Raw genomic sequence first — 15,596 nt, forward strand, 5'->3', positions numbered from 1 at the left:
TCACAACTCCTGTGCCGGGGTCAGCCCCCGCATCCTGGCGGCCAGAACCTCGAACCGGTTGGCCATGATCTCGTATTGCACGGCATTCATCAATTCATAGACCCGCGCCATGGTCGGATGCTCGAGCGCGGCCACATAGGCGCGCAAATCCTCGATGGGCAGGCTCTGATAGGTATAGGCGGCACTGGCCAGCGCCGAAGCCTGCAGGCTCTCGCGCAACTCCTCCTCGCCCTCAGCCATCACCGCGCGCAGCATACCCTCGTCGATCTCGCTCTCCAGCACCCCGGCATAAGAGGCCGCCAGCAGGAACCGCACCTGGATTTCCTGCACCGCCCGCACACCAGAGCCGGCACTGTCCACCGCCGCATTCATGGCCCGCAACACCTCGACCCGCTCTGGCGACATGGCGGCCAACAGCGCCTCGCCCTCGGCCCGCTTGGCATCGTCGTCCTCATGCAGATGCGCCGCGTTCTCGACCGCAACCAGACGCTGCCCAAGGTCCGACGCATAGAACTCCGCGGCATGGCCCAACATCTCGTCGTCCAGCGCCTGCTCCAGAATACTCAGCCCCATCTCACGCATCCGGTCGGTGTCAAACACCTCTTCGGCCAGCGTTGTCCAGCCCTGGCCGAAATCGCTGGTCGACAGGCCCAGCATCGCGGGCGCGCCAGAGGCCGAGAGCGCGATGCTATCCAGCGCCACGCCAAAGCCCGTCACCTCCAGAAACGCCTCAAGCCGTGCCCGATCCGCCGCGCGCAGGGGCTGTGCCACCAGCAGGGCCAGAAGCAGCACCAATGCCCCCCACGTGATGCCCCGCCCGCATGACCGCAAGGCTACTCCGCCCATGACACCTCATCCTTTCCAGATTGCTTCAGCCAGACCTGACCCCAACCTAGGCAAATTATCCCGCGAAACAATGCAAATCCCCCTTGCCCCTCCGGCGAAAGGCAAATAAACGCTTGCCCCACCAGACCCCCGCGGAGAGGTGCCGGAGTGGTCGAACGGGGCGGTCTCGAAAACCGTTGTGGGGGCAACTCCACCCAGGGTTCGAATCCCTGTCTCTCCGCCACAAATCTTTATTTTCATATTGTTTAACAACAAGTTACCATACTTTAAGAGATTGTCTTCCCACACTTTTTCCCACGCTTATATTTGAGTGGTAGGGGCTTTTCCGAGCATCGGACTTTTAAGCTTTGAACTGACATTGTGAGAATGTTGCCATCCACGCCGGTCCTCAAACAAAGCTGTCAGACTTTCACCCCGCCCCCCCTTTCAATAGCATTGCCTACGGTGGAGCACAAAGAGCAGGACTTAACCTTCCGGCCATTCTCTCGAATTAAAATTCTTGGATTGCTCAAGTCGGTGCTCTGACGCACGTGGAAATAGCGGTCGAGGAGCCGCGCACTCCTATAACTCAATCAGATTTGATATCTGCCGTTTTCGATTGATTGTAGCCGTAGGCTGAATCAAGATTTTCAGTAACGATCTCATCGATGACTTTTATCTGCGCATCTTCAAAGTAGTCTCGATATCCACCGACTTTGGCACGCCGAACCTTGTAGCTATCTGGAATACTCTTATCGCCCGGGTTTAAACGCGCACCGCTAGTTCGAAAACTCTGCTCGGCCTCTTTCTTCTTCATGTTTTCGTACGAGGCGTAATCGACCGCCTCTGTTATCTGCGCTGCACTGGCGGGAATTTCTAGGAACCGAGCGACCCGGGCTAACTCATTGACCGGGTCGGCCCGCATGTTCTCGTATTTGACAATTTCATGCGCGCGGGTGTTTACCAATTCCTCTGCCCAGCTATTCATGAAGTTAATGATCCTGCGTAGCCCGCTTCTGTCATCTTGCACAAACTCGAACATCGAAAGATCGCTTCCGTGAGGTGGATAAAAGCTAAGCTGCTTCTTCCATGGTTGTGTGCGAAAGCGCCAATGAAAAAAACTTGAGACCACAACATCGCGAGGGTCCCGCACCATCAAAAGGACCTTCTTGTCGTAGAAATCGAGCTTCGTCGATGTATTGCCAGAATAATCCCGGATAAACTCGTCATGTGTGAAAAGCAGACGTGGAATGCGACGGTCTATGTAATGGAAATTGTCGAATCCGATCACAGCATCTTTTGGCAGATCATATACCTGTTGATAGAGCCGCGAGATCATTACTCTTAGCCAGGTGCGTCCGCTTTTTGCGTAAGAAACAATGACCGCATCAGCGCTTTGAAGCTGATCATACTGCTCGCGTCCTCTCAATTGCCGCTCGGCACCAAGACGTTGTTCATGATTTGCTCTCGTCAGGCTGAGATGCAATCTAACAATGCTGCGTCGCGCTCTTCTTCGGGCTTGATGAATGAGCTGGGGGAGCGCTGCACGCATGGTTCTTGTGCTCATTGAGAATTCATCCGATCATCGAATACGAAATGCGCGCTTTCTTGAGGCCCGGGTCGTATGGGGCGGCATTTCGTGCTAATCAACCCACCCTATGATTTCTCTGACTCCGGTCTGTATGTCCATGCTAATTTCACCGAACTTAGTGCTTTTCTTATTGCATACCGTTGGCTTATATCTAGCCGCTCAACTAACACCACTACGATAGCGGAAACCATGACTATAAAATTTAGAGATATTGACGAGACAACGTTAGCTCTTTCTCCTGATACAGTAATTTCGTCGTTCTCCCCGTTCGTCTGTAATGATCAAAAATCTGAAGGTCGTATCCGCCGGATCATCAAGATTTGGTTCAAGACTGCGAAGCGGGTCGTGAGGCGCCTTTTCGGTAGAAAAAGTTCATCTAGCACTCGCAGCAAGGACGTGATCAAGGACGAGTACGAGGTCACTTGGTCGCGTGGTTATGCGGCGTATGATCTAGATGTAGGGTGCCGCAAGCCCGAACCTTGGCTTGTGCGAGGTAAAGGTATAATGGCTGACCGATCTGGCGTGCCGAGATGGCGCAACTTGATCCTCAACGCGGCTATAAAATCAATCAAGCCGCGTCGCGTGCTTGAAGTTGGGTGCGGTAATGGAATAAACCTCATCCTCCTCGCAAATCAGTTCCCCGATATTTCCTTCACCGGGCTTGAGTTGACAGACGCAGGAAATCGTGTTGCACGTGATTTACAGAACGTTGCTACGTTTCCTTCCGCTCTCGCTGCATATCCTTTTATCCCCGCGACTGATCCCGAGGCGTTCCGCAGAATCAACTTTGTGCGTGGTGATGCGACCGCCATGCCGTTTGATGATGGCGAATTCGATTTGGTATTTACGGTGCTATCAATCGAACAGATGGAGCGCGTACGCGATAAAGCGCTGGCCGAAATCGGGCGCGTCAGCGGTGGCCATGTTCTGAATATGGAGCCATTCGCAGAGGCCAATTCTTCGCTGCTGCGTCGCGCTCACGTATTTGGACGTGACTATTTTCGCGGGAAGATAGATGATCTGAGCCAATACGGATTAGAACCCATCTGGGCCACGATGGATTTTCCTCAGGAGGTTCAGCTAGGAGCAGCACTCGTGTTGAGCCACAAGAGCATTTGATCTTTAAAGGGAAGGATATTGCTGGTCCTAGATCGGCTTTGGGACCTTAACTAGGATATGTGTATGTTCCCTAATCCCGAGTTCCACCATTTCGAATCTTTTTGTGTATTTTCCGAGAATTATAAGAACATTTCTAAAGTCCGAAAGTTCCTTGCCCTCCGAGATTATTGGCTGGGTCAAGAGCAAGGTTTCCATCCAAAAGAGCCCCCTCTGACAAAACCGACATAACCGACAAAACCCATCCGACGCGGCTTGCCCGCGAGGTTCTGTCGGTTTTGTCAGTTCTGTCAGCCGCCCAAAGCGCACTTCGTTTTCGTGGTGAGAGACCCGCACAATGTTGCGAATTCAATGAAAACCGTACGAAATAAAGCTAATTCCCAATCAGCGCATCCAACTCTTTCTGCTCTTCAATGAACTCACGCACGGACTTGCGCATATCGTCCAATTCGCGCGACCTGCCACCGTGCTTCCACTGGGGGTGTGATGGCCCGGCCTTGTGACCACCGCCAGCGCCATGAACGCGACACACGGCCCAGCCACGCACTGCTGGGCACTTGCAGCGCTCTCCAGAGCGCTTGGCCTTGGCACGGCACCTGGGGGCGTCTCTGAGGCGCTGTACCGGGCTGATGGGGTTAGCGTTACTTTTTCTCGCCATCCCCACCCCCATGGCTCACGGTGCCGACAATGGCCTGCCCGCCATCTTCCACTGTCACACGCTCCACCCGGACAACCTGCTGCGCCTTGGCCCGGTATTTTTTCAACGCTTCGGTCTGGCTGATGAATGTCCGCGCCAGACGCGTGGCGGCCCGCTCGTAGACTTCGAACCTTTGCAGCGTGTCCGAGTCCATCATGCGCTGTGACGTCACCGCTAGCGCTGCGTTGGTGGCAACCATCTGATTAACCAGCATCGCCTCGACCGCATCCTGCGGCTCCATTTCAGCAGGCATCGCCGCCATCATGTCCCGGTATAGCTCCCCCTTGTTGCCCAAGCTGTCTATGGCTGTCAGCAACAACCCCTTGCCAGCTTCTCGGGTTTTGATGCCATAGAGGGCCTTCAGTTCATCATCGCCGTGAAGAGTGACTTCAACATCACCGTCATCGTTCACACCGAACTTGGGAAATCTGCGGAGTTGTTTGGCTTTGGAGATGTCTTGTTTCGGTTTGGTCATTGCTTCGATTCCCCTTCAGTGGCCGGTATGTGTTTTACGTCCGTTCCTGACCCCGAGCGCGGCCCATGCCTTTCCCAGTCTGATAAATTGCGCCAAGTCGCTCGCGACACGACGCGCCCGGTATAGGTTAGCAGTCTTCTCCCTACGGATGCGCCATAGGGAGAGGTCGTTTCCGGCTCTATTTCTCTGAGCGAGGTATTGGAATTTTCAACCGCACCCCCTGCTACATCCGCTACATTCGCTACACTTGGACGGGCAGGTTTCGCAGGGGCGGCAAGTTCGGAACGGGGCGTTTCTGCCCCACCCAGGCCTTGCAGCGCGGCTTGCGCATCAAACCACATCGCCGGCCCCCCGCACGATCCGCCATGCTGTCTTGCGCGCCGCGCCTCGAACAACCGTGCCGGGTTCGAGCACCACCAGCCAGCTGTGCTTTTCCAAGAGTTTCAAAGCCGCTGTTGCCTTCGGACTGTCGCGTAAAGCACTTGGCCCATATTGCAGCACATCGCGCGGGGTGATTTCAGGCTCCGTCCAGCTTTCCAGAAGCCATGTGCGCAACCGTTCCGCCCGGTCGATTTCAACCGATACGGTTGCTGCATCAGCCAGCCGCGCAGCTTCTGACAGATAGAACTGCGCCAGCGTAATAGCATTCGCCATATCTGGCGCAGCCACCTCAGCCGCATGCAGATCACGCCAGAGCGTTAGAACACCGGAGATCCGCGCGGCCTGTTCGGCTGCTTTGGATGCCGTACCTGTGACATGTTCGAGATTGCCGCCCTTTGCCTGTGCCACCTCGATTGCATCTGCAAACTGGATCAAAAGCTTTCGCGCACCGCTGCCTAGCGCAAGAACGCGCGGCTGTAGTTCACGGGTTTCTGCGTCCATCGGCAGGGGTGTTTCCAAGATTTCCCGCAACCTGTGTGAGAATGCCGCCAATGCGCCTTCATCGGGGCGTATGTGCGCATGCAGCCGTGTCCCTATGCGGCTTGGCGGTTCGCAGATCAAAAAGCGGGGGAGAAAGCCGCTATCTGCGGCCATTGGATCAGACATGAACGCCCGCGCGACACCGGGCTGCGCCATCAGGTGCACCGCAAGCCGCCGCCCATAGAGCGTATATGCACCGTCACCTGCCCGCGTGCGCCGGATCGGATTGCCCTGCCAAAGGTCATTCAAAGCCGTCAGCGTCTTTTGCCGGTTGTCGCTGTTCATGGCATGCCCGCCCAGGAATTGTCCGCCTTCATCCGAAAAGATGCCAAGCGATGGCTGTCCGGTTGCATAGAGCCGGGTCAGTCCTTCAAAGGTCGGTTCCGTCACAACGCGATCAGGATAGGGGGGCGCAGCCGGTTCTTTCTCCAAGTCGTCCATATCGGCTTGCGCCGCAACCCGCTTTTCGCCCTTGCCGCTCTTGGCGTCCTGCAAGATGCGGTCACGCTGGGCTTTCCAGAGCGCATGCGCGTTCTGCCAGCTTTGCATATCATCGCGCTGCGCCTGACCCTGTTCCTTTTCGTAGTCACGAAGCGCGGCCATCAGTGGCGCATCGCAGCTCGATTTACGCTCGCCACTGGTTGCTATGGTCAAGCAGTAGAGTGACAGCGGGCGCGACCCGCCGAGCGTCTCGACATTGGCAAAGCCCTGTACGGCCAAGGACGCCACCGCCAGCGCCGATTGTGCGGGTATGGCAATCGGCGCAAGCGCCATGCCCTGCACTGCTTCTACAGGACTTTGCAGAGGTCCAAGGGCTGACACCGGATAAGGCTGGCCCGCCGGTATCTCGCGCAGTAGTGGTTGCGGCCCTTCGGCCTTGAACGGGATAGGTTCGGGGGCGGTCATGCGGCTTCCCCTTTCATCGTCAGAATGTCGTTCCAGTCGCGGCCATCGGGTGCTGGCAATAGCGATACCTGCCAACCCAGCGCATCCGCGCGTTCGGCCAGGGCATTTGCAGCAGAGCGGCCCGCTGCATCACCATCGGACGCAATGGTCAGTCGGTGTGGATCGGGCGGAAGGATCAGCCCACGCATGCCTGATGTGGACAACGCCGCCCAGATGGTCGCAGGCGTGCGTAGAAGGCCGCAGGACAGGCTTAGGGCTGTCTCGATGCCCTCGGCCACCACAAGTGGCCCCTGCGCCTCTGTGAGCCGCACAGCGCCGCCGGACACTCGGCCCAGCATCAGCCTATCAGGGTTCACATCAGCTTTTCCCCTGCCATCTGAGGCAAGGTAGGTGCGATGCACCGCGAAGCCTTCACCGCCGTCCACCCGCGTCAGCATCGCAGGAAACCGCTTTGCAGTCGGGTGCCAGCAGTCGGGCATGAAGCGCAGGGTTTCGGGAAGGGGGCAGGATATGCCCCGCCCCCTCAGATAGGTTTCCGCCAGCGTGTCGCCCACGGGGCGCGCATCCTGCCAGAGCCGGTGCGCTTGTTTGGCCCGTTTCTCGGCTCCGGCCCTTTGGTCGGCTTGGCGCTTGTGCGTTTCCAGAGGATCAGGCGGCGAATAGTCAGCCCCGCAAACCCCTGCCATCGCGAGGATTTCCGTAAAACCGCAGCCGGATTTCTTGCAGTGCAATAAGAGCCGCCCGCCATCACCATCGGCCAAAGTCAAGGCGTTCTGTCTCTTGCGGCCTTCGATCTGACATACCGGGCAAGGCGCGCTGCCGTAACTCCGATACCACTTGCCGCGAAGGGTTTGGGTGATCTGTTTCGCGTTCATCAGCCCGCCCCCCAGATCAGAGCCGCCATCGCCTGCGCCTGTGCTTCAGTCAGCCCATGCGCGCGCATCAGAAAAGAGATTTGCAGCCGGTTCATGCTGCACCCCCTTCCCAGCCAAGTGACACGCCAGAGCGCAGCACATATCGTGCGTGATGCCCCGGAAAGTCGCCTTCATGCGGTTCGGTGACGGTTTCGATTTCAACGCCCATAGCGCGCAGGTCATGGACGTATGCGGCCCAGCGCGGCGCGGGGTTGTCGATAAGGGTGCAGCCCTTATTACCTGCTTTGCGCAGTTGCTCCAGCGCCCATCGCTCGCGCCCTGAAACCAGTATGCGAAATGCCTCACCGGCGTTGGATGTGATGCGATAAGGCGTGCTGCCGCTATGGCGTTTTGCCTGCTTGGGTGATATGTTTCGAGAGTTCGTCGCAGTCGCAAACGAAGTATCCCGCGCCGTGCCAGCATGCCCGCTGCACGGCGCAACCTTTTTGACGCTCATCGATCATGCCACGTCTTGCGTGCGGCTTTCGAGCCATGCGGCTATGTCGGCTTCACGCCAGCCGACAGCGCGCTTGCCAAGTTTGATCGGTTTGGGGAAAGACTGGTCGTAGTATGCACTCGACGGATCAAGCTTCGCGTAGATGCTGGATCGGGAAAGCCCGGTGATTCGCTCCACATCCGGGCGTCGAAATATCGATTTAGTCATTTTTTACCTCTTGGCTGCTGGGGCAAGGTGACCAAGAGGCCCTTTTTGACTTGCCAGCCAGCGATTCGATGTGCTCAAAAGGTCTTAGGAAATCTCCTACCAAGGTTTTTCCCAATACCGTCCCGCAGTGCTGTTGTCGCAGTCCTGCGGGACGTCTTCAGCTAGCACAAGTCCACTAAAGACAGAATCAGGCTACAAGTTTTCCCCGTGGGCTCAAGCGCTTTATCGTGTTTTCGGCTGCATTTCTGAGTTGACCCAAGTAGATTTTCACCATGCAGATTTTGTTGCTTTAAGGGCTCCAACCACATCATTTTGTGCTCTGGTGTATGATTATCGGTTCAAACTGTCACCTGAGTACGCTGATATTCGCGCGTTCTTGTACCGCCAGATATCCCGCCCAACTTTCCATCATCTTGCGCCGTTTCTCAATCATGTCAGAGCGTGCATACGCCGCCTCGGCCTTGTTCTTGACCACATGCGCGAGCGCGGCCTCGGCCACCTCGCGCGGGAAATTAGTTTGCTCCTGCGCCCATGTGCGAAACGAGGTGCGGAAACCATGCACGTGCACGTCATAGCCTTGTTCTTTGACCAACTTCGATAGCGTCATGTCAGACAACGGCTTGTCTCGCATGGACGGAAAGAGCAGTCCCGATGCGCCGCGAAGGGCCTCGGCCTTGCGCAGGATTTCCAGCGCATGACCTGAAAGCGGTACTTTATGCGGCTTTTTCATTTTCATGCGCTCTGCCGGTATCACCCATGTAGCAGATGTAGCGGTTGTAGCAGTGTCGCCGCCCTCAAATTCGATTTCATTCCATGTCGCCCCGCGCACCTCGCCAGAACGTGCTGCCGTAAGAATGAGAAATTCCAGCGCCAGCTTTGTTGCGGGCCATGCGTTCGATGCCTGCAACGCCGCAATGCAGTCTGCCACGTCCGAATAGGGCAGAGCCTTACGATGCGTCTTTTCGATACTGTGCTTTGGCAATGCCTGCCCGATATTCTCAGCCGGGTTATCCTGTCGCCAGCCCTGAGCAACGGCCCATTTCATAATGGTGCCTATACGCTGCCTTACACGCCGCGCAGTTTCGGGTTTGTCCAGCCATATCGGTTGCAACACGCCCAACACATCCGCCGTTGTCACATCCGCTACCTTGCGCGCACCTATCTTGGGGAAAGCATAGGTTTCGAGCGTACTGATAAACTGCGCCGCGTGCTTTTTGTTGCGCCAAGTCGGCTTGTGCATTTCGTAAACCTTTTGCGCCGCCTCTGCGAAGGTCAGCACCGCTTGCGCCTCGCGCTTGGCTCTCAGCGGATCACCACCGGCCCTTGCGAGTTTCTTGTTTTCCAGCGCCATATCCCGCGCCTCGGCTAATGACACGTAAGCTGCACCACCCAATCCAATATCACTACGTTTGCCGCGAATAGTGATACGCTGGACCCACTGCTTAGAGCCATTTGGCTGCACTAGAAGAAACAAGCCGTTGCCGTCTGAATATTTACCAGGCTCCGTCACCTGCCGAACAAACACCGCAGACAGCGCTTTTTCAGGGTGACGTTTTCTAGCTGTAACTGCTTGCGCCATATCGTGGTCGGTCCAATTTATCATCCCACACTATTTCCCACAAATTCTGTGGGATGTAAACGGAATACATCGGAACAAATTGGATGAGGGAGGTGCAGGAGTACAACCAAGATCAGATACTTATCGGTATCTCTTAGACAGAATAGGAAGATGAAAAGGCGGACTGTCTCTCCGCCACTTGCCTTTGATTTCATTGTGAAATTTGGCAAGTCGCAAAACCTACTAACACCCTACTGCTACTTTTGGCGCGGTGTCGTCGCCTAGTTTCTCGTTTTTTATGCGTGTCCTAGCGGTGCGTCAGAAGCGTTATCCGTGTGGACTAGATCAAACTTCGCGGATAGTGTGCCGAAAAAAGCATTGAAGTTTCGGGGAAGTCGCTTGAGCATTGTTATTGACATTAAGACACGGGTATTTGACGACGAAGACGTTGCTTACCGCCTTTTTCCGGGACAAGGCTATCGCCACTTCACGGCGATGAAGGACCACTCGCTAGTCTTTCTAGATAATCCTCATATCCCTCTACCCGGTCGAACTGGGTACGATAAGTCCGATGAAATGTTGCAAGCGATTGCACGCTCGGAAGAGATGCAATCCCTCGTGAACGCCGACGGCGAAGACCTTGAAGCGCAGCTTCGAGAAGTACGGAATAAAGATTTTAGTTCTTCGCGCTGGGGCCGAAAGCGTGAATTGAATCTAGGCTGGCTCAACGGTTTATACCACGACGCCAAACTTGGCGATCTAATCGTCGTGCCAAGCCCCGGCATCATTAAGAATGAAGAAGGTGAGTTCGAAAAAGCCTACACGGCTTATCCCCTGGGCGGCAACACGTTCGGCAGTACATCGGGAAATTGGCTGCCTCTCTATGTCGGGCGGATGATCCACCAGTTCGATCACCGCGCGGCATCGGTTGAGGTCAACGAGGCCAACTTGCACAACGCGGCGCTGAGTGGCGCGGTATCGGAAGAGCAGAAAGCCGATCCTGACTTCGTGCCGACCCCTCAATATTGGGTGCCGGAGAGTGAGGTCGATCTCCCTCTGGGCATCGAATGGACGATCGCATTTCGGGACATCGCCAGGGCCACCGACGCGCGGACGATGATAGCGGCGATCGTTCCCAAGGCAGGGTTTGGCAATAAGGCACCGCTTTTGCTGCCTGAAGAGGTTGATGCTTATCGGGAATGTGCCGACCTGATCGCGGCAAACCTTAATTCTCTAGCGCTTGATTTCGTCGCCAGGTCGAAGGTGCACAGCACAAGCGTTAATTGGTTCATTGCTGAGCAGTTTCCGATGATCCCACCGGATAAATTCCAAAGCGTGCGGTTTGGTACTAAGCAGAGATCGACCGTGAGGAATTCCGCAACCGGGGCTGGGCTGCGGCGCTGCTGGCCGGTGAGATGGCGGAATTCTGGGAAGAGCTGATCCCCGGCGCGCTGGAGGATCTGGCGGGGTAGGGCGGGCCGCTTGTGGCAAGCGGCCCTGCAGGATCAGGTTGTGGTCCTGAAAAGCGCCCTGGATTGCAGATGGCGGAGGGTCAAACCCCCGCCATTTCCTGTTTCTCCACCCGCCGGAAGAAGATCAGATAGAAGACCGGCGCGGCCACCAGTGTCAGCACGGTGGCAAAGGCCAGGCCGCCCATGATGGTGATCGCCATCGACACAAAGAAGGCGTCGGTCAGCAAGGGCGCCATGCCAAGGATCGTTGTCACTGCCGCCAGCATCACCGGGCGCAGACGCGACACCGATGCCTCGACGATTGCTTCGCGCAGGGGCAGGCCGGTTTCGCGCACCAGGTCGATTTCCTCGACCAGAACAATGCCGTTCTTGATCAGCATCCCCGACAGGCTGAGCAGGCCCAGAAGCGCGGTGAAAGTAAAAGGGAAGCCGGTGCCCAGAAGCCCGATCACCACGCCGTTGACCGACATCGGCACCAACAGCCAGATGATCACAGGTTGGCGGATCGCATTGAACAGCAGCACCGAAATCAGCACCATGATCAGCAGCGTCACCGGCAGCTGCTTGCCCAAAGACTCATTCGCATCGCCCGAGCTTTCATGCTCGCCGCCCCATTCCATCAGGTAGCCCGGCGGAATGTCCATCGCTTCGATGGTCTCCCGGACCTCGGCAAAGACGGTGGCGGCAGTCAGGTCCGGCGGGATATCGGCGCCGACGGTCAGGGTCGGCAGCCGGTCACGGCGGTGCACCAGGGTGTTTTCAACCACCACATCAACGCCGTCGATCATCTGCTCCAGCGGTACAAACTTGCCGGCCGACGAGGAGAAGACCACCTGATCATAGATGTTGTAAGGCTCCTGCGGTGCGCGGCGGACGACGATGGGGATCAGCCGGTCGCGTTCGCGGAACACCCCCATCTGCAGCCCGTCAGTGGAAAACTGCAGCGCATCGGCGATGTTTTCGCGGGTGACGCCGGCGGTTTGCGCCCGGTCGGTGGCATAGACGGGTTTCAGCACAGGCTCCTGTTCGCGCCAGTTGTGGCGCGGGATCAGGATATTGGCGGAGGCCGCCTCAAGCCGCCGCTTTGCCTCCTCTCCCAGATCACGCAGGACGCGCGGGTCGGGGCCGGAGAACCGCACCTGGATCGGGTCGCCGCCGCCGGGGCCGAAGACCAGCCGCTTGGTGCGGAACTCGCCCTCGGGGAACTGCGCCTGGCCGAAGGCCTCGAGGTCCGCCTGCAGCGGCGGGATGGCGTCAAGGGTTTCGGTGCGGACGATCAGATGCCCGTAGCTGGGGTTCGGCTTCTCTGCCGAGTAGGTGAGCATGAAGCGGGTGGCGCCCTGGCCGGCGAAGGAGGCAACCGAGACCACGTCTTCGCGTTCGGCGAGCCAGTCCTCGAACACCTTCAGATGCTTGGACGTTGCCTGGATCGAGGTGCCCTGCGGCAGCTTATAGTGGACAAAGAACAGCGGCGTGTTGGAGTCCGGGAAGAACTGCTGTTTCACCTGGCCGAAGCCGATGAAGCAGACCACGGTAATGCCCGCCAGCCCGGCGGCCACCAGCCAGCGCAGCTTCAGCGCCGATGCCAGGAGCTTGCCATAGGTGCGGAACAGGAGGCCGCTGTAGGCGTCTTTGCTGTCTTCTGTGCCTTGTTTGAAAAAATAGTGGCCCAGCAGCGGTGTTGCGGTCAGCGCCAGCAGCCAGCTGAGCAGCAGCGAGATTGCGATCACCGCAAACAGCGAGAACAGGAATTCGCCCGCAGAATCCGGGCTGAGACCGATGCCGGCAAAGGCCATGATGCCGATCACCGTGGCGCCCAGCAGCGGGATCTGGGTTTTTGAGGCAGCGTCATGCGCGGCCTCGCGCGAGGTCTTGCCGCGCAGCATGGAAATCTGCATCCCCTCGGCGACCACAATGGCATTGTCCACCAGCATCCCCATGGCGATGATCAGCGCGCCCAGCGAGATCCGCTCCATCTCGATCGAGAACATGTTCATGAAGAACAGCGTGCCGACAACCGTCAGCAGCAAGGTGGAGCCCACCACCACGGCGGCGCGCCAGCCCATGAACAGGGCCAGAACCACCACAACAATGCTGACCGACATCGCCAGGTTGACAAGGAAGTCGTTGGAGGCCTGCTCGACCACCACATGCTGCTGGTAGATCGGTTTCAGGTCCACGCCATAGGGGATCCGGCTGTCGAGTGCGGCCAGTTTGGCGTCGACGTTCTGGCCCACTTCGACGATGTTTTCGGTGGCTAGGCCGGCAATGCCCAGGGTAAAGGCCTCAACCCCGTCAAAGCGGATCAGCAGGTCCGGGTCGCTGATGCGGCCGCGGTGGACGTCGGCCATGTCGATCACATTGACCACTTCACCCTGCGAGCCGATGGTGAGACCCGCAATTTCAGTGACCGAGTCCGAGCCTTCCGGGGCGCTGAGCCGGGTGTCCGAGGGACCGGCCTCAAGACTGCCGGCCGGGCGGACCGAGTTGGCATTGGCCAAAGCGCTGCTGATGGCGTCAATCGGGATGTTCTGATTGACCGCAACCGCCATCTTCGGCTCGACAAACACCGCTTCTTGCGGCAGGCCGGCGATTTCGACATCGGCGACCCCGTCCACGGTCAGCAGCTCGCGCCTCAGGAAGGTTGCCAGCTCGTGTTTCTCGGCGTCGGTGTAGCCGTCGGCTGTTACCGCGTAGAACAGGCCGAACACATCGCCAAAGCCGTCATTGACGTATGGCTGGCTGACGCCATCGGGCAGGGCGCGGGCCGCATCGCGGACCTCAGCGCGCAGTTTGGTCCAGATTGCGGGCAGCTCGGTGCCGTCGTAAGTGTCCTGCATCTCCACTTCGATCAGCGAAGAACCGGGCCGGTTCACCGAGGTGATCAGCTTCACCTCGCCCATTTTCTGGATTGCGGATTCCAGCGGTTCCGAGACTTCCAGCGCCACCTGGGCGCTGCTGGCTCCGGGATACTGGGTCGCGATGACTGCGGATTTGATGGTAAAGGCCGGGTCTTCCAGACGGCCCAGGTTCAAAAAGCCCCAGATCCCGCCGAGCAAGGCGGCAAGCATGATGAGCCAGGTGTAAAGCGGCCGGTTGATCGACCCGCGTGCGATGTCCATGCGTTCGCCCTCAGTTGCCGAAGCCGGTGAAGCGGCTGACCTGCTGGCCGTCTTTCAGCGCGGAGCCGCCGGTCAGCACGATCTCTTCGCCTCCTTTGAGGCCGTCCGCGATGCGGAAGTCGCCGTTCTGGCTTGCCTCGACCTTTACCGGGGTCCAGGTGACGGTGCCGTCTTCTGCGCCCGCGGGGGCAAAGACCATTACCCCGGTGCTGCCATCGGCGGCGGCGACCAGTGCGGTGCCGGGCACCCGGATCGCCGCATCGCCGGTGTCCACGCGCACATTCACTGTGGCCGAGGCGCCGGGCAGGATCTGGCGGTCTTCGGGCGGGGTCAAGCGGAAGGTCACCCGGTAGGTCTGGCCGACGCTGCTGGCCTCGGCGTCAAATTCCAGGATCTCCAGTGGATAGTCCGTTTCCTGGTCCTGGCCGGGGAAATTCGCAACAATCGTCAGCACATCGCTTTGATCGGCCTGCTGAAACAGAACCTCGGGGACGTCGACCTTGATGTGCAGTTCGGACATGTCGTGCAGCCGCACAACCGGGGTGCCGGCGGAGATGGTGGTGAATTGCTCGACCTCGCGGCTGGAGACCAGCGCATCAAAGGGGGCATTCAGGGTCGCATGGCCAAGCGCATATTCGGCGTCCCGCAGGGCGACGCGGGCCAGGCCCGCCTCGGTCTCGGCGTCGTCGATCGACACCTGGCTTACGGTGCCGCTCAGCTTTTCCAGCCGCACCACCGTGCGGTCGGCCTGTTCCTTGCGCAGCTGCGCCTGTTCCAGCTGCAACTCGAACGGTTCCAGGTCCAGTTCGGCAATCAAGCCGCCCTGGGTAACGGCGCCGCCTTCGGTCACCGGGAATTTCAGGATCTGCCCGCCGACCTGGAAGGCCAGATCAACCGTCTGTTTGGCGGCAACCTGGCCAAAGAACTGCCGCTCCAGCAGCAGAGAGTCCGATGAGGTCTGCAGCAGTTTCACGGGTTTCAGCGGCTCCTGGGCCGCGGCGGCCGCGGAAAGGGCGGCAAAACCTCCCGCAACGGCAAGGGATTTGCTCCAACGCATTCTAGTCACTCCTTCCGGGCGGATTTGCCGCCTGTCCGCATCATTGTTTTGTTATCACGCCCGGTTGCGCAATCGGCCTGGAAACCGGCCCGTGCGCCGGCCTGCCGGGGAATTTGCGGCCTATAGCTCAGTTGCGGGAACTTTCCTGTGACCGACATTCCCCAAGTGGCCTGCCTTCTGACGTCAAGATCGCCTGATTTTGCCTGCTGGACAAGCATTTTTCGCCCCAACCGGCGTCTTTGGTCGCACAAGCAGCTGGAACAGGGCGGATCAGACGG

The 15,596-nt window shown here is 58.3% G+C and carries 12 protein-coding genes and 1 tRNA gene; 3 read left to right on the forward strand and 10 right to left on the reverse strand.

The features are described from left to right. Positions 1 to 846, reverse strand: a complete 846-nt coding sequence (locus tag MVC20_RS03000; RefSeq protein WP_297538305.1) for a DUF2059 domain-containing protein — start codon at positions 844 to 846, stop codon at positions 1 to 3. A gap of 133 nt (positions 847 to 979) precedes the next feature. Between MVC20_RS03000 and MVC20_RS03005 the strand changes: the two genes are divergently transcribed. Continuing rightward, positions 980 to 1,069, forward strand: a tRNA-Ser gene (locus MVC20_RS03005). A gap of 345 nt (positions 1,070 to 1,414) precedes the next feature. Here the strand turns inward: MVC20_RS03005 and MVC20_RS03010 are convergent. Then, on the reverse strand, positions 1,415 to 2,377 hold the full coding sequence (locus tag MVC20_RS03010; RefSeq protein WP_297538307.1) for a sulfotransferase domain-containing protein: 963 nt from the start codon (positions 2,375 to 2,377) through the stop codon (positions 1,415 to 1,417). 228 nt (positions 2,378 to 2,605) lie between these two features. Between MVC20_RS03010 and MVC20_RS03015 the strand changes: the two genes are divergently transcribed. Continuing rightward, complete coding sequence (locus MVC20_RS03015; RefSeq protein WP_297538309.1) at positions 2,606 to 3,535, forward strand: class I SAM-dependent methyltransferase; 930 nt, start codon at positions 2,606 to 2,608, stop codon at positions 3,533 to 3,535. A 638-nt stretch (positions 3,536 to 4,173) separates the two neighbouring features. Here MVC20_RS03015 and MVC20_RS03020 read toward each other — a convergent pair. The 6 genes from MVC20_RS03020 to MVC20_RS03045 all read right to left on the reverse strand — a co-directional run bounded on the left by MVC20_RS03020 (position 4,174) and on the right by MVC20_RS03045 (position 9,688). After that, complete coding sequence (locus tag MVC20_RS03020; RefSeq protein WP_297538311.1) at positions 4,174 to 4,704, reverse strand: hypothetical protein; 531 nt, start codon at positions 4,702 to 4,704, stop codon at positions 4,174 to 4,176. 330 nt (positions 4,705 to 5,034) lie between these two features. Next, a complete protein-coding gene (locus MVC20_RS03025; RefSeq protein WP_297538314.1) occupies positions 5,035 to 6,531 on the reverse strand; it encodes a YfjI family protein in 1,497 nt (498 codons plus the stop codon). Further along, complete coding sequence (locus MVC20_RS03030) at positions 6,528 to 7,406, reverse strand: toprim domain-containing protein (protein WP_297538316.1); 879 nt, start codon at positions 7,404 to 7,406, stop codon at positions 6,528 to 6,530. The genes MVC20_RS03025 and MVC20_RS03030 overlap by 4 nt, the downstream gene beginning before the upstream one ends. 91 nt (positions 7,407 to 7,497) lie before the next feature. Further along, on the reverse strand, positions 7,498 to 7,902 hold the full coding sequence (locus MVC20_RS03035) for a hypothetical protein (protein ID WP_297538318.1): 405 nt from the start codon (positions 7,900 to 7,902) through the stop codon (positions 7,498 to 7,500). A 3-nt stretch (positions 7,903 to 7,905) separates the two neighbouring features. After that, complete coding sequence (locus tag MVC20_RS03040) at positions 7,906 to 8,109, reverse strand: AlpA family phage regulatory protein (RefSeq protein WP_297538320.1); 204 nt, start codon at positions 8,107 to 8,109, stop codon at positions 7,906 to 7,908. Positions 8,110 to 8,455: 346 nt separating this feature from the next. Then, complete coding sequence (locus tag MVC20_RS03045) at positions 8,456 to 9,688, reverse strand: integrase arm-type DNA-binding domain-containing protein (protein WP_297538322.1); 1,233 nt, start codon at positions 9,686 to 9,688, stop codon at positions 8,456 to 8,458. A 378-nt stretch (positions 9,689 to 10,066) separates the two neighbouring features. Here MVC20_RS03045 and MVC20_RS03050 point away from each other — a divergent pair, with 378 nt between their 5' ends. Next, positions 10,067 to 11,107 carry a hypothetical protein gene (locus MVC20_RS03050; protein WP_297538324.1) on the forward strand — a complete coding sequence of 347 codons (1,041 nt, stop codon included), beginning with the start codon at positions 10,067 to 10,069 and terminating at the stop codon, positions 11,105 to 11,107. 112 nt (positions 11,108 to 11,219) lie between these two features. Here MVC20_RS03050 and MVC20_RS03055 read toward each other — a convergent pair whose 3' ends face one another. Then, a complete protein-coding gene (locus MVC20_RS03055; RefSeq protein ID WP_297538325.1) occupies positions 11,220 to 14,261 on the reverse strand; it encodes an efflux RND transporter permease subunit in 3,042 nt (1,013 codons plus the stop codon). A 10-nt stretch (positions 14,262 to 14,271) separates the two neighbouring features. Further along, a complete protein-coding gene (locus MVC20_RS03060) occupies positions 14,272 to 15,318 on the reverse strand; it encodes an efflux RND transporter periplasmic adaptor subunit (RefSeq protein WP_027260084.1) in 1,047 nt (348 codons plus the stop codon). Positions 15,319 to 15,596: the final 278 nt, after the last annotated feature.

The organism is Roseovarius sp., from assembly GCF_027019125.1.
Taxonomy (GTDB): Bacteria; Pseudomonadota; Alphaproteobacteria; order Rhodobacterales; family Rhodobacteraceae; genus Roseovarius.

What these genes read in the sequence shown, in the direction of transcription:
- MVC20_RS03000 (WP_297538305.1), bottom strand. Translation starts at nt 846, where the DNA reads ATGGGCGGAGTAGCCTTGCGGTCATGCGGGCGGGGCATCACGTGGGGG.
- MVC20_RS03010 (WP_297538307.1), bottom strand. Translation starts at nt 2,377, where the DNA reads ATGCGTGCAGCGCTCCCCCAGCTCATTCATCAAGCCCGAAGAAGAGCG.
- MVC20_RS03015 (WP_297538309.1), top strand. Translation starts at nt 2,606, where the DNA reads ATGACTATAAAATTTAGAGATATTGACGAGACAACGTTAGCTCTTTCT.
- MVC20_RS03020 (WP_297538311.1), bottom strand. Translation starts at nt 4,704, where the DNA reads ATGACCAAACCGAAACAAGACATCTCCAAAGCCAAACAACTCCGCAGA.
- MVC20_RS03025 (WP_297538314.1), bottom strand. Translation starts at nt 6,531, where the DNA reads ATGACCGCCCCCGAACCTATCCCGTTCAAGGCCGAAGGGCCGCAACCA.
- MVC20_RS03030 (WP_297538316.1), bottom strand. Translation starts at nt 7,406, where the DNA reads ATGAACGCGAAACAGATCACCCAAACCCTTCGCGGCAAGTGGTATCGG.
- MVC20_RS03035 (WP_297538318.1), bottom strand. Translation starts at nt 7,902, where the DNA reads ATGAGCGTCAAAAAGGTTGCGCCGTGCAGCGGGCATGCTGGCACGGCG.
- MVC20_RS03040 (WP_297538320.1), bottom strand. Translation starts at nt 8,109, where the DNA reads ATGACTAAATCGATATTTCGACGCCCGGATGTGGAGCGAATCACCGGG.
- MVC20_RS03045 (WP_297538322.1), bottom strand. Translation starts at nt 9,688, where the DNA reads ATGGCGCAAGCAGTTACAGCTAGAAAACGTCACCCTGAAAAAGCGCTG.
- MVC20_RS03055 (WP_297538325.1), bottom strand. Translation starts at nt 14,261, where the DNA reads ATGGACATCGCACGCGGGTCGATCAACCGGCCGCTTTACACCTGGCTC.
- MVC20_RS03060 (WP_027260084.1), bottom strand. Translation starts at nt 15,318, where the DNA reads ATGCGTTGGAGCAAATCCCTTGCCGTTGCGGGAGGTTTTGCCGCCCTT.